Source organism: Clostridiales bacterium (assembly GCA_014799665.1).
In the GTDB taxonomy this organism is placed as follows: domain Bacteria; phylum Bacillota; class Clostridia; order Christensenellales; family Pumilibacteraceae; genus Anaerocaecibacter.
In genome coordinates, this window is sequence record JAAVHP010000029.1 from 156,137 (window position 1) to 177,455 (window position 21,319).

Annotated in this window: 22 protein-coding genes and 1 pseudogene; 1 reads left to right on the forward strand and 22 read right to left on the reverse strand. The window is 50.9% G+C overall.

The features are described 5' to 3' along the window. Positions 1-9: 9 nt before the first annotated feature. From serS to HDT28_09740, 16 genes and pseudogenes are all read right to left on the reverse strand, one after another. Complete coding sequence (serS, locus tag HDT28_09665; GenBank protein ID MBD5132831.1) at positions 10-1,284, reverse strand: serine--tRNA ligase; 1,275 nt, start codon at positions 1,282-1,284, stop codon at positions 10-12. Between the two features lie 430 nt (positions 1,285-1,714). After that, entirely contained in the window at positions 1,715-2,545 is an 831-nt protein-coding gene (locus HDT28_09670) for a MetQ/NlpA family ABC transporter substrate-binding protein (GenBank protein ID MBD5132832.1), read from the reverse strand. A 44-nt stretch (positions 2,546-2,589) separates the two neighbouring features. Beyond that, positions 2,590-3,249 carry an ABC transporter permease gene (locus HDT28_09675; protein ID MBD5132833.1) on the reverse strand — a complete coding sequence of 220 codons (660 nt, stop codon included), beginning with the start codon at positions 3,247-3,249 and terminating at the stop codon, positions 2,590-2,592. Beyond that, positions 3,242-3,991: an ATP-binding cassette domain-containing protein gene (locus HDT28_09680; protein ID MBD5132834.1), complete on the reverse strand. Its 750-nt coding sequence runs from the start codon at positions 3,989-3,991 to the stop codon at positions 3,242-3,244. The genes HDT28_09675 and HDT28_09680 overlap by 8 nt, the downstream gene beginning before the upstream one ends. Before the next feature lie 247 nt (positions 3,992-4,238). Beyond that, complete coding sequence (locus tag HDT28_09685; GenBank protein ID MBD5132835.1) at positions 4,239-5,894, reverse strand: oligosaccharide flippase family protein; 1,656 nt, start codon at positions 5,892-5,894, stop codon at positions 4,239-4,241. A gap of 113 nt (positions 5,895-6,007) precedes the next feature. Next, on the reverse strand, positions 6,008-6,175 hold the full coding sequence (locus tag HDT28_09690) for a 4Fe-4S binding protein (protein ID MBD5132836.1): 168 nt from the start codon (positions 6,173-6,175) through the stop codon (positions 6,008-6,010). Between the two features lie 105 nt (positions 6,176-6,280). Continuing rightward, positions 6,281-7,426, reverse strand: coding sequence for a hypothetical protein (locus HDT28_09695; GenBank protein ID MBD5132837.1), 1,146 nt, complete (start codon positions 7,424-7,426; stop codon positions 6,281-6,283). Then, positions 7,411-8,409 carry a hypothetical protein gene (locus HDT28_09700; GenBank protein ID MBD5132838.1) on the reverse strand — a complete coding sequence of 333 codons (999 nt, stop codon included), beginning with the start codon at positions 8,407-8,409 and terminating at the stop codon, positions 7,411-7,413. The genes HDT28_09695 and HDT28_09700 overlap by 16 nt, the downstream gene beginning before the upstream one ends. Further along, positions 8,406-9,017, reverse strand: coding sequence for a dTMP kinase (gene tmk / locus HDT28_09705; GenBank protein MBD5132839.1), 612 nt, complete (start codon positions 9,015-9,017; stop codon positions 8,406-8,408). The genes HDT28_09700 and tmk overlap by 4 nt, the downstream gene beginning before the upstream one ends. Continuing rightward, complete coding sequence (locus HDT28_09710) at positions 9,017-10,027, reverse strand: hypothetical protein (GenBank protein ID MBD5132840.1); 1,011 nt, start codon at positions 10,025-10,027, stop codon at positions 9,017-9,019. The genes tmk and HDT28_09710 overlap by 1 nt, the downstream gene beginning before the upstream one ends. A gap of 155 nt (positions 10,028-10,182) precedes the next feature. Then, positions 10,183-11,676, reverse strand: coding sequence for a lysine--tRNA ligase (gene lysS, locus HDT28_09715; GenBank protein ID MBD5132841.1), 1,494 nt, complete (start codon positions 11,674-11,676; stop codon positions 10,183-10,185). Positions 11,677-11,697: 21 nt separating this feature from the next. Then, positions 11,698-12,450 carry a hypothetical protein gene (locus HDT28_09720; GenBank protein ID MBD5132842.1) on the reverse strand — a complete coding sequence of 251 codons (753 nt, stop codon included), beginning with the start codon at positions 12,448-12,450 and terminating at the stop codon, positions 11,698-11,700. Positions 12,451-12,808: 358 nt separating this feature from the next. Further along, complete coding sequence (locus tag HDT28_09725; GenBank protein ID MBD5132843.1) at positions 12,809-13,222, reverse strand: DUF3788 domain-containing protein; 414 nt, start codon at positions 13,220-13,222, stop codon at positions 12,809-12,811. A gap of 37 nt (positions 13,223-13,259) precedes the next feature. Then, positions 13,260-13,484 (reverse strand): annotated as a pseudogene (locus tag HDT28_09730) (MBL fold metallo-hydrolase). A 13-nt stretch (positions 13,485-13,497) separates the two neighbouring features. Continuing rightward, positions 13,498-13,929, reverse strand: a complete 432-nt coding sequence (locus HDT28_09735; GenBank protein ID MBD5132844.1) for a GNAT family N-acetyltransferase — start codon at positions 13,927-13,929, stop codon at positions 13,498-13,500. Positions 13,930-14,053: 124 nt separating this feature from the next. Further along, entirely contained in the window at positions 14,054-14,197 is a 144-nt protein-coding gene (locus tag HDT28_09740; protein MBD5132845.1) for a hypothetical protein, read from the reverse strand. A gap of 102 nt (positions 14,198-14,299) precedes the next feature. Between HDT28_09740 and HDT28_09745 the strand changes: the two genes are divergently transcribed. Continuing rightward, a complete protein-coding gene (locus HDT28_09745) occupies positions 14,300-14,566 on the forward strand; it encodes a stage III sporulation protein D (GenBank protein MBD5132846.1) in 267 nt (88 codons plus the stop codon). A 102-nt stretch (positions 14,567-14,668) separates the two neighbouring features. Here HDT28_09745 and HDT28_09750 read toward each other — a convergent pair whose 3' ends face one another. From HDT28_09750 to HDT28_09775, 6 genes are all read right to left on the reverse strand, one after another. Beyond that, entirely contained in the window at positions 14,669-15,130 is a 462-nt protein-coding gene (locus HDT28_09750; GenBank protein ID MBD5132847.1) for a YbjN domain-containing protein, read from the reverse strand. Continuing rightward, positions 15,130-15,624, reverse strand: coding sequence for a YbjN domain-containing protein (locus HDT28_09755; protein ID MBD5132848.1), 495 nt, complete (start codon positions 15,622-15,624; stop codon positions 15,130-15,132). The genes HDT28_09750 and HDT28_09755 overlap by 1 nt, the downstream gene beginning before the upstream one ends. Positions 15,625-15,654: 30 nt before the next feature. Then, complete coding sequence (locus HDT28_09760) at positions 15,655-17,700, reverse strand: AAA family ATPase (GenBank protein ID MBD5132849.1); 2,046 nt, start codon at positions 17,698-17,700, stop codon at positions 15,655-15,657. 171 nt (positions 17,701-17,871) lie between these two features. Then, a complete protein-coding gene (locus HDT28_09765; GenBank protein MBD5132850.1) occupies positions 17,872-18,837 on the reverse strand; it encodes a ribose-phosphate pyrophosphokinase in 966 nt (321 codons plus the stop codon). Between the two features lie 33 nt (positions 18,838-18,870). After that, the gene (locus HDT28_09770) at positions 18,871-20,067 is read right to left on the reverse strand and encodes a hypothetical protein (protein MBD5132851.1); all 1,197 of its coding nucleotides are present in this window, start codon (positions 20,065-20,067) and stop codon (positions 18,871-18,873) included. A gap of 286 nt (positions 20,068-20,353) precedes the next feature. Beyond that, positions 20,354-21,319: hypothetical protein (locus HDT28_09775; protein ID MBD5132852.1), on the reverse strand; the 966-nt coding region annotated here is incomplete at its 5' end.

The following is a 21,319-nucleotide window of genomic DNA, read 5'->3' on the forward strand; positions in this document are numbered from 1 at the left end:
AAATACTGATTATTTGATTACTTCGATTCCCAAAAATTCCTGCAAGACCCTAGGCACTCTTACCGAGCCGTCGGCGTTTTGATACTGCTCGACGATAGCAGGCATAATGCGCGAGGTGGCAAGCCCCGAACCGTTGAGAGTATGCACGTAACCGATCTTGCCGTCCGCGCCGCGGTAGCGCGTCATGTTGCGGCGCGCCTGGTAATCGTTGGCGTTGGAAACCGAGCTGACCTCTTTATAGATACCCATGGACGGGATCCAGACTTCTATATCGTACGTGCGCGCCATGCTCGCCGAGCAATCGCCCGCCGCGAGCTTGCTGAGCCTGTAATGCAGCCCGAGCCCTTCTACGAGCGCGCAAGCCTTATTGACAAGCTCCTCGAACGCCGCCTTACTATTTTCGGGCGTAGTGACCTGAACCATCTCGACCTTGTCGAACTGGTGTCCGCGGATCATGCCGCGTTCCTCGGCGCGGTACGAGCCAGCTTCCTTGCGGTAGCACGGCGTGTACGCGAAAAGCTTTTTAGGCAAGTCTTTTTCTTGAAGAATTTCGCCGCGGTAAAGATTGACGAGCGCGGTCTCCGCGGTGGGAAGCATGAACCTACGCGCCGCGCCCCCTTCGGCGGTTTCCACGCGGTAAACGTCGTCCTCGAACTTGGGGAACTGCCCCGCGCCCAAACCGCATTCGTAATTGAGCATATGCGGCGGAAGAATAAACGTGTAGCCGTCAGCTGTATGCGTTTTGATAAAGTAATTGAGAAGCGCCCATTCGAGAAGCGCGCCCGTGCCCGTGTAAAGCCACGACCCGTTGCCGGCGATCTTTACGCCGCGCTCATAGTCGATAAGGTGCAAGCTTTCGCAAAGCTCCACGTGGTTCTTGATCGGGAAATCGAACTTGGGCTGTTCGCCGAAAACCTTGATAACCTCGTTGCTCTCTTTCTCGCCCGCAACTACGTCGGGATCGGGAATGTTCGGCAAGCACAAAAGCTCGTGGCGAAGGCTGTCCTCTACCGATTTAAGCTCCTCGTCGTTCTTGGAAATCTCGTCGCCGAGCTCGCGCATACGCGCAAAAATAGGCTCGACGGGCTCGCCCGCTTTTTTAAGCTTGGGGATCTCCGCGCTGACCTTATTCTTTTCGGCTTTAAGCGTTTCCGTCCGCCCTATTATCTCGCGGCGGCGCGCGTCAAGATCGAGAATGGGCTTAAAGTCGGCTTTGTATCCGCGCTTTAATAGCGCCGCTTTAACGCCTTCGGTATCGTTGCGTATAAGATTAATGTCAATCATTGGTTTTCTTCCTTTTTCGATTAGACTATTACTTATACATTATAACCTAAATGGTACGGGATGTCAACCCGAGCAGAACACATTTTTAGGGGCAAATTGTGCGTTATACTGCGTTAAAGCCCTTGCATAGCCGACCCTAGGCTTATGCTTCGGGCTTTGCCTTGTCTAACACCCAATTTGCTACCCCAAAATGCTCGCTTTATATGCAGCGTTTTTTCGAGATATTTGTCGACTTGTTGCGCGAAGTCGTAGCCCAAGCGCTACGTCGAGCGCAAGAAGGCGGAAAAAAGCCAAAAAACGCGCATATAAAGTATTCTGCCTGGGTTGACATCCCGTAAAAAATCAACGCTTATCACCAATAATTTTTATTGATTTTTCATTCGCAAAAAACCGCCGTCACACTGACAGCGGTTTTTGTTGTTTGTATATTTTACAGCGTTACGACCGCGCCGGAATAGTGCTCTTGAACGTACTGCTTTACCGCGTCGCTCAATACGGCGTCGGTGAGCGCCTTTATTTTATCGGTATTCTCATTCCCCGCTTTTACTGCTATAACGTTGACGTAATCGTGCACGTTCTCGTCCGATCCGTCCTCGGTAGCAATGGCTTCGGTTATCTTTAATCCGTTCTGAATGGCGTAGTTGCCGTTGATAACCGCTATCGCCGCGTCGTTGCGAGAAAGCGCCGTTTGTGCAGCCTCCACCTCGACTATATCGAAGTTCTTCGGGTTTTCGGCTATATCGAGCTTAGTCGCCTCGGACGGAGTGATACCCGCTTTAAGCGTGATAAGTCCTTCCTTTTGCAAAAGAAAGAGTGCACGCGCCTCGTTCGTTCCGTCGTTGGGAACGAGAATTTTGGCCCCGTTCGGAAGGTCGGACAAGCTTTCGCCGTTGTAGCTTCCGCGGTACACGCCGAACGGCTCGTAATGCACCTGCGCCGCCGCAACGAGGTGTGTGCCGTATTCGGCGTTAAACCAGTTAAGATACATATTGTGTTGGAAATAGTTGGCGTCGAGCTCGCCGTTCTCGACGGCGGTGTTCGGCAGAACGTAATCGGGGTACTCGACGACTTCGAGCGTGTAGCCCTTTTCTTTCAGAATATCCTTTACTACGTCCTTCAAGATCTCGGCGTGAGGCGTGGGCGAAGCACCGATACGAATGGTTTTATCGTCGTTTTCGCCGCAAGCGGCAAGCCCCACCGACGAGAACAAGACCGACGCGCCGAGCGCGGCCGTAACGAGCAGTTTGAGTAGTTTTTTCATAATGATCTCCTTGTAAAAAAGTTTTTGACTTAACTAATAGCGACTTATTTTTTACGCCTGTCGCGCCGCTTGGCAAGCCACAAACCAAGCTCTTGAAACACCTGAACTATCACCACGATAAACACCACGGCAACGTACATCACGGTACGGTTATTGCGGTAATAGCCGTAATTTACCGCTATGGCGCCCAAGCCGCCACCGCCGCAAAAACCCGTCATTGCCGAGTAACCGACCACGGTTACGAACGTTATGGCAAGGTTAGCGAGAATTGACGGCATCGCCTCGGGCAGTATCGCTCTCCAAATAGTTTGCCGCACCGACGCGCCGCACGCGAGCGAAGCCTCGATTATTCCCCCGTCTACTTCCTTAATCGCCGTCTCGGTGAGCCGAGCGACGAACGGTGCGGCGGCGAGCGTGAGCGGCACTATCGTGGCGGCAGTGCCTATCGTAGTACCGACCACGACTCGCGTGAACGGCATAACCACCACGAACAGTATAAGGAACGGAACGCTACGTAGCACGTTGACTATAACGCCTAAAATCTTGTTAATAACAACATTTTGCAGTAGCCCGCGTTTATCGGTAAGCGCAAGCAAAACGCCGATAACCAGCCCGATTACCGTCGCCAGCACCGTCGATATCACGGACGAATACAGCGTTTGCCAACAGCCTATGCCTATTTCTCTCCAAAGCTCGCTACTCATTTATACCGCCCTCCAATACAAGAATTCGTTTTGTCGCCGCCGACTGCGGCTTGCCGAACACCTCGTCGGTCTTGCCGCTTTCGACTACCTGTCCGCCATTGAGGACGACTACACTGTCGCTTATACTCTTGATTACTTCGATTTGGTGAGAAATTACGACTAGCGTAAGCCCGTACTTTGCGTTTATTCTTTTCAGAAGATTTACCGTTTGGACCGCTGTTTCAGGATCGAGCGCACTCGTGGCTTCGTCGCACAGCAATACTTCGGGATTGAGCGCAAGCGCACGCGCAATCGCCACTCGTTGTTTTTGTCCGCCCGAAAGCTGCGACGGATAAGCGTTGAATTTATCGGCAAGCCCCACCTCGGTCAGCAAGCTCTCGGCGCGTTCGCGCGCTTGCGCCCTTTTTACGCCAGCCGCCGAAAGCGGGAACATAACGTTAGCTATCGCCGTCTTTTGCTCGAAAAGATTAAAGCTTTGAAATATCATACCGACCTTGCGGCGAAGCGATAACAATTGCTTGCCTTTCAAATCGTTCACGATACGTCCGCACACGGTGACCGTTCCACTGCTCGGTTTTTCAAGCCCGTTGAGGCACCGTACGAGCGTCGACTTTCCCGCGCCCGAAAAACCTATAACGCCGAGCGCAACGCCCTTTTCCACGGCAAGGCTTACTTCGGTGAGCGCCGACACTTCGCCGTCCTTGCTCTTAAAGCTTTTACACAAATTCCGTACGCTGATGATTGATGACATTTTATCTCCTTAAAAATTCAAAACAAAAAACTCGTAGCCGTTACGCATACGAGTTTAAATCGGATATATAGATACCTAATAAAAAAGCCCGTATGCTATTTGCACACAGGCTTCAACCGCTAAGGTCAAGAAAAAACTACCTGTGCAACGATGTCTCGCCGCACATGCACATTATACCGTTATAGCAAGCAATTACGATACAGCGCATAGCTTTCTCCTCGATTTTTTTATTATTATATTATTTGCCGCCGCCTTTGTCAACCGTTTTGGTCCTCTTTTTCGATATTTTTTTTGATTGAAAATGAATTTTAATACCCTTTATATCGAGTGCGCCGCTCAGCACCACGCCAAGCGCATACACGGCGAGGAACACCGCGGCGGAAATCACCGTTTGCCAAAAATAGCTAAGCGGCGTTTTATTCAGTACGAATAACGACAATATGAACGCGCCTACTCCCACGCCCGTGAATATAAGCGGCTTTATCAGCGCGTCCTTTACGCTCACGCCTATTGGCGCGCACTTGTACGCCGCAAGCGAGGTTAGCGTTGCGGCGACCGCGTAGCACGCCGCCGTAGCCGCCGCAGAGCCGATTATACCGAACGCGCGCACAAGCAGCGGCGTCAGCCCTACCTTTACGCACGAGCCGATCACGAGGTTTATAACGGGCTTGTGCGCCTTGTTATAGCCTTGCAGTATCGACGTAGACAACTGCAATATTCCTATATAAAAAACGGAAAGCGCTTGGACTCTCAACAGTTGCGCGGCGAGTTCCAACTGCTCCGCAGACAGTCCGCGACGGTAGAGCGAGTTCACCACCCTATCGGGAAAGAACAGGAACGCGACCGTCACGGGCAGAACAAACAGCATTATCCACTTAGCCGCATTGCGCGTGACGGCAGGGCTTTTCTCGCCGCGCTCGACCGCCGCGGTAAGCGCGGGCAGGAACGCGACCGACACAGACAACGCGACGACTGTCGGCATATTGATAAGCGTGCCGACGGGGCCTACAAGAAGTCCGAAAAGCGAGGTCGCCGCCGAGCGCGTCGCTCCGCCGTACACCAATAGATTGATGACGAGCGCTGAGTCTATCATTTGCGTTATGGGCAAAACGAGCGAGCCGAGCGTCACCGACAGTGCAAACGAGAACAGTTCTTTTACGAGCGCGCGGTCGCTGACCGAAACGGGCGTGCCGAACTCCTCCGCGCTTTCGGCAAGCGCGAGCCGAGCGGAAGCTATGTACCGCACTCTTTTTTTACGCGTTACGGCGTAACGCACGACTAGATAGCCGAGCGCGATAAGCTCGCTTGCGGTAACGCCTACGAGCGCGCCCGCTACTGCGTACTTAACGCCGTACGGCAAAAGCATACGGCTGAGCGTAATGCCGAGCGCGAGCTTTACCACCTGCTCTATAAGCTGGCTTACCCCGCTCGGCAGCATTTGCGACTTGCCCTGAAAATAGCCGCGCAGAACGCTTATCCCGCCCGAGAACAAAAGCGACGGGCATAGCGCAAGGTAGGCTACGCCTGCGTCGGCGTTGCCCTGTATATTCGATATAACGTTGCGGAGAAGCGCCACGCCGCCAGCCGCTGCGACCGAAATTATTATAAGCGGAATGATCGCCGCTTTGAGCGTGCGCCGCGCCGCGTCGTTATCGCCTTTTACCGTGTACTTTGCAACAACGCGCGACACCGCGCTCGTCATGCCACCGCCGCAGAACGCGAGAAGCACGGTATACAGCGGAAAGACCATTTGGTATAACCCCATGCCCTCCGCGCCGACAATATTCGTAAGCGGCACGCGGTACAGCGCGCCTATAAGCTTAGCAACTATTCCTATCGCTGCAAGCGCCATTGCGCTGCTACCGAATGATTTCGTCTTTTGTCCTTCTTTCACAAAGATAGTATAAAGAAACGTGTACCTTAATATTCTATCAAAATATACAAATCAACTAAAAAAGCTCTTTCAACCGAAAGAGCCTTTTTAATCGTTATTGATTTAGTATGTAATTACTCGGTGATAGCGCCGGTGGGGCACTCCCCTTCGCAAGCGCCGCAATCGATGCAGGCGTCGGCGTCTACAACGTACTTGCCTTCACCCTCGCTGATAGCGTTTACGGGGCAAGCCGCCGCGCAAGCGCCGCAAGCTACGCATTCGTCGGAAATCTTGTGTGCCATTGTTGTTACCTCCAAAATATTTTGAAGTATTATATCATCTTTCGGTACAAATGTCAATAAGGTAGTTTCGTTTTTTGCGGTTAGCGACAGCGAACAATTTTCACGTTATTGTTCGCTCGGCGCGCCGCCCTGGTTGCCGCCGTTATTGCCGCTTAAATTATTGCCGCCGTTATTCGGTCCCTTATGCTTGTTCTTGAAATGCTTGTTGCGGTTTTTATTCTTGCCGCCGCCTTGATTATTATTGTTATTATTATTATTGTTTTGGCGCGCGGGGTCTTGCCCGTTATCGTTTCGGCGTTCGGCGTTTCTGTTTTCGCCCTGCTTGTTCTGATTGTTATTGCGGTCGTTATTGCCCCTATTCTTATTCTTGCCGTTGCGGTTATTGTTGTTATTGTTATTATTATTGTTTTTGCCGCCGTCCTGCTTTTGCTCGGTGCGCGGTTCGAATTTAAGCTCGTCGAGCAGGAACTCGCAGAACTCGAAGTTCTCGTCGTCGCCTATGCGCACTCGTACCTTTTCGGTAAGCGGAGTGACGGATACGACCGAGCCGCGCCGACCGTCCGGACAAGTGACGAACGTGCCGTGCTTAGGGGCGCGCTTTAACACGTCCTCGTAGGTGCGGTTTTCGTACGAAAGGCAGCATAAGAGCCGTCCGCACATACCGTTTATCTTATTGGGCGTGAGCGCAAGACCTTGGTTTTTAGCCATCTTGATAGAAACGTGTTCACTGTCCGACTCGAACCGTCCGCAGCAGCACGGCAAGCCGCACGAGCCGAGCGAGCCTATAAGCTTGCACTCCTCGCGCGCGCCGATCTGCCTTAGATCGATACGCATACGGAACGCCGAAGCAAGATCGCGAACGAGCTCGCGGAAGTCGACGCGTTGCTCGGCGGTGAAATATAATACGAGCTTACTACGGTCGACCGTGTACTCGCAGTCGACGATCTTCATTTCGAGGTTGCGCGCTTCCACCTTTTGCTTGGCGGTAGCGATGATCTCCTGACGCTTTTCGGGGTCGATGGCAACGCCCGCTATTTCGTCGTCGCCCGCCTTTCTCAAAATGGGCTTTAACGGCGCAACAATCTTATCTTCCCCTACTTCCGTTTCGGGCAGTATTACGGTCGCGATCTCCACGCCGCGCTGGGTTTCGACAATGACCTGCGCACCCTTTTCGATTTTCTCGCCCTCGATCGGCGCAAAGTAATACATTCGCGGCGACGTTCTGAACTTAACGCCTATGACCTTTGGCATAACGCCTTCTCCTCCATGATTTTAAGTATCATTATATCCATAACGGCGGACGGCATACCGTTTTGCGCGTTTGCTTTTCGCGCCGCACGAACGTGCTCGGCGCACTTAGCCGCGCTGTACGGCGTGAACCCCGCCTTAACGTCTTCTATATCCTGTCTGTCGAAAACGGTATCGCAGCCCGACAATAGCCTTGCTATATCGCACAACAGATATTCTATTATGCCGAGAAGCTTATCCAGCCTGTCGCGCGTATACTTTTCGTAAGTGGCGGCGGCGTGCGCGAAGTTGCGGCTGCCGCTCGAAAAAATCAAAAGCTGTTTAGCCGTTTTGTACGTTTCGGCAAACGTCTTGTCGGCGAGTATGCTCTCGGCGAGCCCGAGATTGCCGCGGCTTGCGCGCGCCGCGAGCGATACTGCAAGCTTGTCCTTATGATAGGGCGATAACGCTTCCGCAACCTTTTCTATCGAGAACGGCGCAAGCTCTATCTTGTTGCAGCGCGACGCGACAGTCGGCAGCAGCCTTCCGCACGCGCAGAGAATAAAGCAAACGCGCGACGGCGGTTCTTCGAGCGATTTCAATAGCTTGTTTTGACAAATCTCGCTCATGCTCTCGGCGTTCTCTATTATATACACGCGCTTGTTGAGCTCGAACGGCGTTAGATAAAGATTGTCGATTATCTCGCGAATATCCTCGACCGAAATGGCGTATTTCTTGGACTTAGGCGCGTCGTCCGCCTTTTTGCCCTTGGCTTTCTTGACCTCGGGCGGTTGCGGATAAGTGACTATGTCCGCAAAATCGTCGAACGCACGACTTTCGTCAATGCCCAAAATCCGCGCCGCAACGATGCGCGCGAGCGTTGCAAGCCCGTCCTCGTCTTCGCCCGAAAGCAAGAACGCGCTCGCCCGCGTATTGGGCGTTACGGCTTGTACCGACGGCAAACCCGAATACAATTCGGCGTATCGTTTAAGCGTAAGCTCGCTCATAGGACACTCTTTACCGCCGCCAATATCTTTTGGGCGGTCTGCGCTTTTTCGCCGCTTGCGTCGATAGCGGTAAGCTCGCCGCTATCGCACATTGCCTTGAACCCGTTGTAAACGCGATTGAAAAATTCGAGGCTTTCGCGCTCCAATCTGTCCGTCTTGTCCGCGCCGCCCTTGCGTGCAAAGCCCACCTCGGGCAGAATATCCAAGAACAGCGCAAGGTCGACTTTAAGCGGCGAAATGGTTTTAGCATTGACCTCTCGGATATAATCGATATCTAGCCCGCGTGCGTAGCCTTGATACGCGAGCGTGGAATAAATAAACCTGTCGCAGATCACGACCCTGCCCGCTTCGAGGGCGGGAAAAACTATTTTATTAAGGTGGTCGCGCCGCGCCGCCGAATACAAATACAGCTCGGTAACCGCGTCGGGCGAATAGTCGGGATCGAGCAAAAGCTCGCGCACTTTTTCGGCAAGCGCCGCGCCGCCCGGCTCGCGCGTATGCACGGCGGGAATACCCGAGCCGTTCAACGCGTCGCAGAGCAATGAGCACTGTCTGCTCTTGCCCGCGCCCTCAACGCCCTCTATTACGATAAACTTTCCTTTTGTCATTATTTCTCCAACGCCTTATGTAGCGCGTCGCCGAGCCGAATTACTTCGCCAGGCGTATCTTCTGCCGTAAAGATGAAAACTATGCGCTTCTCGTCCACCCGCTCGGGGTAAACGCCGAGAGCGCACAGCCTTTTATTTAACTCGACGGAACTCACGCCGAGCGCCGTGCAATCGAGCACGGGACGGGTGTAATCGTCGTTGTTCAAGAACGGATACTCGCGCTTTAACTGCTCTATCGGCGCGCACAGCGCGTCGTAGTGGGCGCGTGTCTCCTCGGTCGCCGCACGTCTTACGGCATAGTCTATCGAGGCGTACAGCAAGTACGACGGGCTCGTAGAGCCCATAATATCCACGACCCCGTGCAGCTTCTCGCTTTCGCTATCGCTCAAATTATCAAGCATCAACGCCGTTTGCGTGAGCGCCGACAGCGTTTTATGAGTGGACAGATTGCAGATATCGCAATATGGCGCGACGCTTTTGGGAAGCCTTTCGCCGAACCCGAAATGCGCGCCGTGCGCGCTGTCGCAAATAAAGAGAAGCCCTTTCTTTTTGCAGTAGTCGCGTATGCCGACGACGTCGGCGCAGTAGCCGTAGTATGTCGGCGAAGTGACGACGACGGTCTTGATATCGGGCGTCAGCGCGCCGTCTATATCCTTTACCGTGATCGGGAAAACGCCGTTCTTCTCGCCCACCGTTATGCACGGCTTGCTCAAAAGCTTGAACCCGTCGAACACCGAGCGGTGCGAATTTATATCGACTATACCGCTACCGCCGCCGTAGTACACTGCGGACTTTACGCCCTGCGAGCTGCCGCCGCAAAGATAGCGCAAGTGCTTAGCGCCATAGGTTTTCGCTGCAAACGACTGAGCAGACCCGAGCGCAAAATCGGGAAAGCTGTCGTCGGTCAGCTCGGTCAAATCGAGCGGACTCAGCTTACCCTTATGCCCCGGCGTATGCAAGCGCAGCTCGTCGCGCGCCGCCGCTTTTTTCAGTTCGTCGGCAAAAGACATAAATCAATTAAATCGGTAATGTGTAAAGCAATGTTGAGTGCGTAGACGCGCGTCAGACGGGCAACAGTTGGCGAGGTGGCGACGGGAGTGTAGACCCACCTACATGACCAAGCCGCCGAGCCAAACGTAGCCCGTATCACGCGATGTATACGCGCTCAACGCTTTTTCGGTTTCATCGTCGGGAACAGTATAACGTCGCGAATGGACGCGCTGTCGGTAAGAAGCATGACCATGCGGTCGATACCGATACCGAGACCGCCCGTCGGGGGCATACCGTATTCAAGCGCTTCTACGAAATCGTCGTCCGCGGCTTGTGCGTCCTCGTCGCCGCGCTTAGCCATGGCGCGCTGCGTTTCGAACCGCTTAGCTTGATCGATGGGATCGTTAAGCTCGGAGTATGCGTTACCGCCTTCCCAGCCGTTTATAAAGAACTCGAACCTGTAAGTGAGCCCGTTGTCGTCGCGCTTGGCGAGCGGCGAAATCTCGATGGGATAGCCCGTGACGAAGGTCGGCTGAATGAGCGTGCTCTCGACGAGCTTATCGAACGCCACGTACATACATTCGGCGGCGTTCTTGTCGCCTTCGAGTTCGAGCCCAAGCTTCTTGATCGCGGCTTGCGCCTTTTTCTTGTCGAGCGCCATGAAGTCGACGCCCGTCACTTCCTTAACGATCTCGCGCATGGTGACTCTGCGCCACGGCGTGCCGATATTGATTTCCCTGCCCTGATAGGTTATGATATCGCCGAGCCCGATAGCCTTAGCCGCCGCGCGGTAGATCTCCTCGGTGCGCGTCATCATGTCGTGATAATCGCCGTACGCCTGGTAAAGTTCGAGCATGGTAAACTCGGGATTGTGCTTTATGTCCATGCCCTCGTTGCGGAAGCACCGACCGATCTCGTACACGCGTTCCAAGCCGCCGACGATGAGCCGTTTAAGATAGAGCTCGGGCGCAATGCGCATATACATATCGAGGTCGAGCGTGTTGTGGTGGGTGACGAACGGACGCGCCGCCGCACCGCCCGCAACGGTATTGAGTATGGGCGTTTCGACCGCCAAGAACCCGTCGTTTTCGAGATAGGCGCGGACAGCCGAGACTATCTTACTGCGCTTGACGAACGTGTCCTTAACTTCGTTATTGACTATAAGATCGAGATAACGCTTGCGGTAACGCTGATCGTTATCCTTTAACCCGTGCCACTTTTCGGGCAGGGGCGTGAGCGACTTGGACAAAAGCGTAAGCTCTTTTACGGCGACCGAAACCTCGCCGCGGTGAGTTACGAACACCTCGCCTTTTACGCCTATTATGTCGCCTATATCTATTTGCTTTTTGAACCCGTCGTATTTTTCTTCGCCGAGGTTGTCGCGCTTAACGTAGATCTGGATCTGTCCCGAACGGTCGAGAACGTGCCCGAAGCTCGCCTTGCCCATAATGCGCTTGCTCATGAGCCTGCCCGCGATAGACACCTCCATGCCCTCTTGCGGAGCGGAAGTTATATCGCTTGCGTGCGCCGACACGGCGTAGCTTGTTATCTTGAACGGATCGGCGTTAGCCTTGCAAAGCTCGTCGAGCTTGCCGAGCCGCACCGCTTTGAGCGCGTCGATACTCTCCTCGCTCTCCTCGGTTACAGGTGTGTTATTTTGTTCCGACATTATCGTACGTTTACTCCCGTATTATCTCTTGACTGCCTTTTTGTCGACCATGATACCCACGATCTTAAAGATAAGATCGCCGACCATAACGACGTCCTTTTCTTCCTTGTTAAGAAGGGCTGCGCCCACGCGGCTCTCGTTGGAGATCCTGCCGTTGAGCGCATCCGCCTCGTGCGAACCGACTATCGTATAAACTTTGAGCCCCGCGCACTTGGACTTGTCTATCTTGTTGTTGGGCTTAGCCTTGCCGAGCTCTTCCTCGGTAAAGCCCTTGTCTAAAAGCTCCTCGCGGCGGTAACGCTTGTTAGCCAAAAGCTCGCTGCCGGCGGCAGCGTAGTCCTCGGCGGTAAGCTCGGAGAGGATGGTCCTGTGATAACGGTTGGCGCGCATATCGTTTACCGACATATTCGTCAAGAAGCCCGCGACTACGTCGGTATGGGTAAGACCCATGCGCTCGGCTTCCTGCAAGCCGTCCTCGATATCCGCTTCTATGACCTCGACCGCGCAACCGATAGACACCACGTCGTCGTTGATCGATTTCTCGTCGAGGATCTTGGCGTACGAAAGCTTTTCCTTGATGGCGTCGATCTCGTTTTGAAGCTGAGCCTGTTCCTCGCGCGCTATCTCGTACTCGGCGTTTTCCGAAAGGTCGCCTTGCGCACGCGCCTTGGCGATTTCCTCGACGACTGCGGGCATTTCCACGAGCTTGATATGTTCGAGCCGTTCTTCGAGCTCACGTTTGCCTGCGGCGGTCATAATATATTCTTTGGGCATGATAAACTCCTTACCTATTATTTCAGCATTTATTATATCACCAAACTACGATAAAAGCAAGTTTTTTTAATTAGGAATTGTGAATTAGGAATTAGGAATGATTGACCCCTACGGGGTGTTTTTATTAATTCTGCTAACGATGTACAATTTACATCCCTATAAATTTATAAAAAAACAAAGGCGGGTATCCCGCTTCTGTCGTTTTTGGTGTGGGCGCAACCGTCTCCGACGGCAAAATGCGCCAACACCTTAACCTGCTCACCTTTTTGTGAATTTTGACCTGTTTTCGGGGCTTTTTCTGTAAATTCAACCTATGGAAACTTAAAACAAATATCCTACGCTAAATTGAAATTTATCTTCACTTTCTGTTCGGCTTTCTTTTAATACTCAATAACCTGATAAAATCACTGAACAGGGAATTATCCGTCGGCTTAAACATTATCCATTTTCCGTCGTGATAAGTATGCGTATTATCGTATATTGCTTGTACTTCCTTTGTGTAACTGTCCTTATCGGCTTCAAATTTCAACCGTTCATCTTTACCCAACACAATCAAAAAACCTATGCAGTTTTCGCTTGCATATAAAGCACAAAGCGTTTTACCGCCCCTACGATATTTGTATTCGTATTTCCACGCTTTGCCGCCTTTATCCCACAAGCAATCCATATCGTATTTATCGTCGATTAAAGCGCACAAATTATTCCATACATCGTATAGAGATTTCCCGACCAAAGCCGTCATTTCTTCTGCGTTAGGTGTCGTATCAAGCATATTGACTCTCCCATTTATCACTAAATTGAAATTTATCTTATAACCATACCGCCCAATCGCCGTAATTAAAAGTTCCTGCACCATGATGTAGCTTACCTTGTGCTTTCAGTTCACGGAAAGCATCTCTCATCCTAATCGCTATTTCGGGTTGAATATTTAATAAATGATGAGCAGGGAATAGCCTTTTGGACGGTAATGCGGCAACAACTTCAAGCGATTGCAAATACGCTTCGGGATCGGTGGACGGATAATAAGCAAGCAAATTTGATTTTATCTTAAATTTTTAATTCCATAGTGTTATGTACAACACCTTCTTCTAAAAAATCCTCTGATGTAACTTTAAACCCGAATTTTTCATAAAATCCTACTGCATATTTCTGAGCATCCATACATATTTTTTTGCATTTCATTTTTTCCTTTATTGCAATTAAACTTTGCTCTAATAAATCTTTACCAATGCCATTACCATGTTTCAATGTTAGTACCCTTCCTAATTTTACAACATTGTCCTCATTATAAAATGCCCTTAAATAAGCAACTACTTTATTATCTTCTACAAAAAAACAATGCAGGCTCTCATAATCAACATCATCCATATCTTGGTAAAGAATATTTTGTTCCATAATAAAAATTTCAGATCTGGCTTTTAATATTTCATATAATTCAGTTGTTGTTAATTCATTAAAATATTTTGCTATTAAATTCATAATTATATCTCCAATCTTCTCTGCAAATTACTGTTTATCGTACAATCATTATATCAAAATTTACAGAGAAAAGCAAGAATAACGACAATGGAAAAGCCACTACTTAATGTAGCGGCTCTCAATACTATCCCATTTCGCTATTGCTTGCAAAATCAAGAGTTATATACTTTTTTCGTGCTTTTAAGACTTCTCTATTGATATTTTCCTTTTCTTCAAAGTATTCAATAACTAATTGTGGGATGTAAATCGCTGATACTTTCTCTGCCATCTATAATTCCTAATTACTAATTTCTAATTCCTAATTAATCTGTCATTTCCCGTCGAATTATATCATACATTATACAACTATCGAAAAAAAACGGAGACGGGCATGAACGACAAAAAAACCGCGCGAGCCGTAGAGCTTGGCAAATACATTGCAAAAACGGAATGCACCGTGCGCGACTGTGCGGCTGTGTTCGATATTGGCAAATCGACCGTGCATAAGGACGTTACCCAAACGCTCGCGCTTATCGATCCCGAGCTCTATGAGCGCGTACGGAAAATTCTCGATTATAACCTGAGCGTGCGCCATATCCGCGGCGGCGAAGCGACCAAACAGAAATGCGCTAATAAGGGCACAGGGCACAAGGCGTAGGGTTCAGGGATCGGGTGATTTAATTAATTTTCATTGAAAAAGGCAGTCATACCGACACGGCATAACCACCTTAATTTTTAATTATTAATTTTTAATTGTTAATTAAAGAAACACGTCCGGCGAAACGACGCCCTTAGCCACCATTAACAGCTTGTCGTTGTACTCGTCTACAACGGTCACGGCGTGCGCGATCATGAACATGAGCAGGTCGCTCGAAATAAGGCTCTCGCGGAAGCTCGTGGTCTGTCTGAACACAACCGCACCAGTTTCGTAATCGTAATCGAAGCTGCCGTCCGCAAGGCTGTTGTTTATATGGTTGGTCGCCATTGCACCGTTCAGTCTCGACTTCTCGTCGAACTTGAACGGAAGGTGCGACAGAATAATAACGAGCTGGCGCTTGGCGTCCACGTTTATAGTAAATTTCATGGGAATATCGTCGCCGTTCATGGTAAAGAACACGACGAGATTTTCTACGTCTTTTTCGAATTTAAGCTCGGCTTCTTCGAGCGCGTTACAAAGCTTGTTATAAACGGACAGCGCCGCTTTTGCAAATTTTTCTTCCATTATTCACCCTCCGATACTCGTTTGATAAACTCGTAAGTTTGTTCGTTGGACATACCGCTCTGTGCTACTTCGAGGAACTTGTCGTTGTACTCGTCTATCGTTTGGCACGACACGAACACCATGTACCTGAACAGCTCTTTGCCGAGCAAGCTGTCGCGATAGCTCGAAGTCATGCGGAACGCAATGCGACCATTTACGTAATCGAAATCGAAGCTGCCGTCGGCAAGAGTGTTGCTCGCCACCGCAACGGCGACGGACAGGGCTTCCTTTCGATCGTCGGGAATCTCGAACGGCATGGGCGACAGCAATACCACAAGCATACGCTCGGCGTCTATTCGCACGATAAGCCCCATAGGCAAATCCTCGCCGCGCGCGCTGCACATGATCGTCAGCTCGTCCTCTATTTTCTCGTAGTGCCAGTTCTCCTCGTCGAGCACAGCGCACAGCGTATTGTAAGCTGCTTTCGCCTGCTTTAATTTTTGTTCGTCTTCCATTATAACCTCCGTTATTAAATTATGAATTAATTAAACTTCAAACCCTATCCGCGATCTTTTCTTGTTTACTTCCGAAAACTCGCGATCGAGCGACGAACGCTCGAAATCGTCCTTAGTGAGCGTTATGCCGTTAAGCTTTTGGAGCTGGCAGCGCATAGCCGCTTTTGCGAACGTGCGCTCGAAAAGGTTCCTGACGAACCGCGCGTTGGCAAAGTCCTTAGCGTCGATGAGCGCGCTCGGCAGCTTGTCGAAGTATTCCTTCGCCGCAGGCAAAAGATCGGCGGAGTACTTAACGCTTTTGAGCATGGATACGAATATATCGTAAAGCTGATCGCGCGTGAAGTTGGGGAACTCTATCGTGTACGGCATACGGCTCGCAAGCCCGATATTCCCGTCCATGAGCTTTGTCATGTCGTCTGTATACCCCGCCATGATAACGACGAGATCGTTCCTGTGGTTTTCCATCTCGGCAATGAGCGTGTCAAGCGCTTCCCTGCCGTAGTCGCGCGAGTCCGCGTCGCCGCGGTACAGCGAGTACGCCTCGTCGATAAACATGACCGAACCGTACGCGTCGCGGCACATTGCCGAGGTCTTGGGCGCGGTCTCGCCCACGTACCTGCCGCAAAAATCTCTGCCCGAATACTCGTAGAAATTGCCGACGCTAAGTACGCCCTTTTCTTTGAGTATCTTACCGACTATGCGCGCGACAGTGGTTTTGCCCGTTCCGGGATTGCCGACGAACCGCATATGTATGCACGGGCGTTCGACGCCCTGAGTGGACAGCGAAAGCTCGATATGCGCGACGATCTCCTCTATACGCTTGCGTATGCCCGCACTCCCGACGAGCGCGTCGAGCATTTCGAAGCCCGACTTTTCGTCGGTGTCGGCAGTCGCGCAAAGCGCGCGCATATCCGCTACGGAAATATTATTAACGGTCTTTCGGCGCGATGCGTTATCTAGCTGCTTTATATACAAAAGCTCCATAACGACTTTTTTCACGGTGTCGAGCCCGTAGAACTTGCCGTCGCTCCGCTCCTCGGTCAGTCGGCGATGGAAAAACTTCCATGCCGCTGGCGACACTGTGAACCCGAACCGCGCAAGCTCTTTCTTGGCGTACTCGCGTAGCTCGTCTTTGCCGAGCGGCGGGAATGATACCGTATGCACGTACAGCAAATCGTTGAGCGAGAATTTGAGTTTATAGAGCACTTCTTTATCCACGAACGGCGTGCGGAACACGTACACGAACTTGTTCGACTCTTTTTCGAGATCGCGCAAGAACTCCTTGAACTCGCGGCTGTCGGTGCGGTTGAGCCACTCGCTTATATCTATGCACAGCACGCGCGAGTTGTCGTCTTTTTTGTTTATCAATGCCCTAACGCCGTCGAACGGACTTTCGTTACCCTGCGCGGTTGCCGGAACTTTTTCGGTGATAACGGGACGGAACTGCGCAAGCTTTTTAAGCCCGAGCGCTGTGATCAAGTCGGCGAGCTTATCGAGAAATCCGTCGAGTCCGTATCCGTCGTTGATAGCGAATATGTAGCTGCGATACGAAAAAACGTCGTACGCTTTATTGCGCGTTATTTCGGGCGCGATCTTGACGATCTCCTTGACTAGCTTTTTATACTCGTCGCCGCCCACCAGCGCGTCGATTTCGCCTAGTACCTTTTGCAATCTTCGGTCCGAGCCCTCGGGCGGCGTTTCGACCGCTTCACTCTTTTTTTCGGTGGGCTTGTCGTTTGAACCCTTTTCGTCGGCAGTCGCGTCCGTTGCCTTTCGAGGCGCCTCATCCGCCTCGTCGGGTTTAGTCTCGGCGTCCATGATCGCTATGGATATAACGTTTTCTGCTTTTTCCTCGCCGTAGTCGGCGCGGAACAACGAAACAATACTCTGCTGCAATTTTTCCGCATCGCTTTCGTCGATAACTATATCGAGCGACGAAAAGCTCTTGTCGCTTACAAAAATCTTGCCGTCGTAGTGTGCGGATAATTTTTCAAGCAATGCGTCGACAGGCAGAACCTCGTCGTCGCGATGCTCCAACACCCATTCCCCGTTCAACGATATAATGATTTTCTTCACTGTTTTTCCCTCACAAAGTTGCAAAAATACGAGCGCATTAACACTAGTTAATAGTATAACATATATTTAACCAATGCGCAAGCCCGATTACGATCTTTATTTGATGAATTTAATTAACAATTAAAAAGCGGCCTTACCGATAAGCTCGGCGCAGCCGCCTTTGATTTTTAATTAGTCGTAAAGCTTGGACACGGGCAGGTCGGCGAAGATCGCGGCGATCGCCTCGGCGAAAATGGGCGCGACCGAAACGGTGATCGACTTGTCCATTTTCTTTTCTTCGGGAAGCTCGATCGTGTCGAGAATGAACAGTTTTTTAATGACCGAATTTTCGAGACGGTCTATCGCAGGACCGCTGAGAACGGGGTGCGTGCAGCAAGCGTAAACGTCGGACGCGCCGCCCACATCGACGAGCGCTTTCGCGCCCTGGGTGATGGTGCCGGCGGTGTCTATCATGTCGTCGACGATAAGGCAGCGTTTGCCCTTGACGTCGCCGATTATGTTCATGACCTCCATAACGTTGGCTTTGGGTCTGCGCTTATCGACGATAGCGAGAGTTTTATTGAGCTTTTGCGCCATCTGCCGCGCACGGCCTACCGAGCCGACGTCGGGTGAAACTACTACAAGGTCGTCGCCCGCTTCCTTGATGAACGACTCGTTGGCGATCGCTTTTGCGAGAATGGGCACGCCCAAAAGGTGATCTACGGGAATATTGAAAAAGCCCTGTATCTGCGCCGCGTGAAGGTCCATTGTAAGGATCCTGTCCGCGCCCGCAGTCGTTATAAGATCGGCAACGAGCTTGGCGGTAATGGGATCGCGCGCACGCGCTTTCCTGTCCTGACGCGCATAACCGAAATACGGAATAACCGCCGTGATGCGTCCCGCCGACGCGCGCTTTAACGCGTCGATCATGACGAGAAGCTCCATGAGGTTGTCGTTGGTGGGTATGGACGTCGACTGAATGACAAACACGTCGCAGCCGCGTACCGACTCGCCGAGCGAGACCGAAATCTCGCCGTCGCTGAACTTGCTTACCTCGGCTTCGGACAGGTGCATTTTGAGCCGTGCCGCTATCGCCTCCGCAAGACCTCTGCACGCGTTACCGCAAAAAAGCTTGATTTTGTTGCCGTGAGCTATCATTGGTTGCCTCCGATATTTTTCCTTGATTTAAAATTATTTCGGCTGTTCGCCGTTGTTACCGTTGTCGTTTGCACCGTGCGCCGCGTCGATTATGCCGTCGTCGTACTGAACGGCTGTATTGGTCTTGTGCTTGACCTCCGCCGTTTGCGGCGCGTAGTTATTGCCCGCCCAGTCGGGTATGAGCGTTTGGCGTGCGCGGGCAATCGCCAGCGCGTGCTCGGGGACCTGCTTGGTAATCGTCGAGCCTGCGGCGATGAACGCGCGGTCGGCTATGGTGACGGGCGCAACTATGTTCGCATTGGAGCCTATGAACACGTTACTGCCCACGACCGATTTGTATTTGTTCTTGCCGTCGTAATTGGCGAACACCACGCCGCAGCCGACGTTGCAGTTCTTGCCGAGCTCGGCGTCGCCGATATAGGTCAAGTGGCTGACCTTGCAGCCGTCGCCGATAACGCAGTTTTTGAGCTCGACGAAATCACCTATACGGCACTCGCAGCCGATGACGGTATTGGGACGGATATACGCGAACGGCCCGACGCGCGTTTCCGCGCCGACAAGACTGTCGTACAGCCGCGAGCTGTCTATGCGCGCACCGCCGCCGATAATGCAGTTTTCTATATAGTTGCCGGGCAGGATATGCGCGCCCGACTTAACGATCGTTTTGCCTTTGAGGAAGTTGTACGGCTCGATGACCGCGCCCTTTTCTATCACAACGTCGCAATCGATATGCGTGTTGTTAAAGTCGGTGATTATTACCCCGCCACCCGCGTGGAAACGCAATATCCTGCGGCGAATGGTATCCGTTATGTTCGAGAGCGATTCGCAGTCGGTTACCGCTTCGAACTCGCCGCTACCCGTCGCTTCCTGCACGTACAGCGATTGCTGTTCAACGAGGTACTCGGTCTTGAACACGCAGCCGCGGTCGAGCTTGACGGCGTTGAGCTTTTGCGTATTGAGCCGCTCGATAGCGACCGATACGGTCTTTGGCGTGATGAGCGGCGTGTCGCAGTACAGCACGACCGTTATCGGCTTGGTGCGATCGACCGCGTTTCTGAACTTGTCGGCAAGGTTGATGACAGGCGACGCGTCTATCGCGATATACGGTGCGTTGAGCGCCGATGCCGCCCAGCCTTCGAGCGTTTTGCCGAGTACGGGAATATCGTACAGATCGCCGAGCGTATTGCTCTTGACCCTGAGAATGATTACGTTGATACCCAAATCTACCATAAATATATTATACTTCTTTTATCACCTATTCGTCAACTCTTTTCCCCACTTCTTTGAAAAGAAGTGGGCAAGAAACTTTTAGTGTCGTGTGTTGACATAAGCGATTTATTATTCCGGTTCGCCCGAATAATTTCGTTGCATTATTTATTGCTTTACGCCATTCTAGACAAACAAGAAACTTTTACAATAGATTACCGAACCTTAACAAAAAGCAACGCCGTCTGGAACAGCGTTGCCTTTTTACCGATCACATATTTTTAGCGTAAAGCTTTCGATGAGCGCATATTTATTTTTCTATTAAGTAACCGCAAATATCGTCCGTGTGCTCGATCGTATTTGACGCTACTAATTTTGTCGAGCTTGTGCAATCTGTTACCGTACAGGCGGCGCCCGCTACTCCGCCTATATAATCCACGGTATATTCGGGATGTATAACTTCGAACCCGTAAACATTACCGCTGTTCGTGCAGTTTTCTATTTGATAACCCAATCCCGCTATTCCTCCGAAACAACAGATTACTGTATTCGATAATGGTGAATTTGTAACTTTTTTTCTATAATCTTTATTTCTATAAATGTTCCCGAAATTTTTACAATTTCTTATGACCGACGGATTTTGCGCTAATTCTACGCACCCAAGATCCGTAAAATACTTCGAAGAAACATATCCAATAGTAAGTGCATCATTAAATAGCTCTACACGCCCTACTATCCCACCTATATAGTTTGCTCCTATAATATTTCCGTAATTTTCGCAGCCCTCTACTATACTCCCGACAGTCGGAACTTCATATCTATCCGACCATATCACGCTTACGACAGCCCCAACAACCCGAGATTCTAAATCAACAGAAATATTTCCGTAATTTTTGCAGTTTCTTACCGTACTGTTATATGCATTTTGGATTATCGCGGCATCTCCCGTAACGTCACTGTAATTAACTACGTTTTCTACGGTGCAATCCGCAATAAGACATATCAAGCCACCCAACGAAACGACCCAATTATCCCCTTTTGCGCCACCCATATAGGCATAATTAGTGATGTTTTTTATACTGCTGTTTTCAGCCACATAACAAAATAGCGCATACGCCAACCTACTATTATGCAATTCAGTTGATAAAACAAAATTGCAAATCTCGGCTCCTTTTATATATCCGAATATCGGCCAACCGCATTCCCCGTATAATTTGTAATTATTACCGTTAATCTTTCCGGTGAACGCTTTTTCTGTATAAGGATAATCCATATA

Coding starts and splice junctions, on each gene's coding strand:
- serS (MBD5132831.1), bottom strand. CDS start 1,284: ATGATTGACATTAATCTTATACGCAACGATACCGAAGGCGTTAAAGCG.
- HDT28_09670 (MBD5132832.1), bottom strand. CDS start 2,545: ATGAAAAAACTACTCAAACTGCTCGTTACGGCCGCGCTCGGCGCGTCG.
- HDT28_09675 (MBD5132833.1), bottom strand. CDS start 3,249: ATGAGTAGCGAGCTTTGGAGAGAAATAGGCATAGGCTGTTGGCAAACG.
- HDT28_09690 (MBD5132836.1), bottom strand. CDS start 6,175: ATGGCACACAAGATTTCCGACGAATGCGTAGCTTGCGGCGCTTGCGCG.
- HDT28_09695 (MBD5132837.1), bottom strand. CDS start 7,426: ATGCCAAAGGTCATAGGCGTTAAGTTCAGAACGTCGCCGCGAATGTAT.
- HDT28_09700 (MBD5132838.1), bottom strand. CDS start 8,409: ATGAGCGAGCTTACGCTTAAACGATACGCCGAATTGTATTCGGGTTTG.
- tmk (MBD5132839.1), bottom strand. CDS start 9,017: ATGACAAAAGGAAAGTTTATCGTAATAGAGGGCGTTGAGGGCGCGGGC.
- HDT28_09710 (MBD5132840.1), bottom strand. CDS start 10,027: ATGTCTTTTGCCGACGAACTGAAAAAAGCGGCGGCGCGCGACGAGCTG.
- lysS (MBD5132841.1), bottom strand. CDS start 11,676: ATGTCGGAACAAAATAACACACCTGTAACCGAGGAGAGCGAGGAGAGT.
- HDT28_09720 (MBD5132842.1), bottom strand. CDS start 12,450: ATGCCCAAAGAATATATTATGACCGCCGCAGGCAAACGTGAGCTCGAA.
- HDT28_09725 (MBD5132843.1), bottom strand. CDS start 13,222: ATGCTTGATACGACACCTAACGCAGAAGAAATGACGGCTTTGGTCGGG.
- HDT28_09735 (MBD5132844.1), bottom strand. CDS start 13,929: ATGAATTTAATAGCAAAATATTTTAATGAATTAACAACAACTGAATTA.
- HDT28_09740 (MBD5132845.1), bottom strand. CDS start 14,197: ATGGCAGAGAAAGTATCAGCGATTTACATCCCACAATTAGTTATTGAA.
- HDT28_09745 (MBD5132846.1), top strand. CDS start 14,300: ATGAACGACAAAAAAACCGCGCGAGCCGTAGAGCTTGGCAAATACATT.
- HDT28_09750 (MBD5132847.1), bottom strand. CDS start 15,130: ATGGAAGAAAAATTTGCAAAAGCGGCGCTGTCCGTTTATAACAAGCTT.
- HDT28_09755 (MBD5132848.1), bottom strand. CDS start 15,624: ATGGAAGACGAACAAAAATTAAAGCAGGCGAAAGCAGCTTACAATACG.
- HDT28_09765 (MBD5132850.1), bottom strand. CDS start 18,837: ATGATAGCTCACGGCAACAAAATCAAGCTTTTTTGCGGTAACGCGTGC.
- HDT28_09770 (MBD5132851.1), bottom strand. CDS start 20,067: ATGGTAGATTTGGGTATCAACGTAATCATTCTCAGGGTCAAGAGCAAT.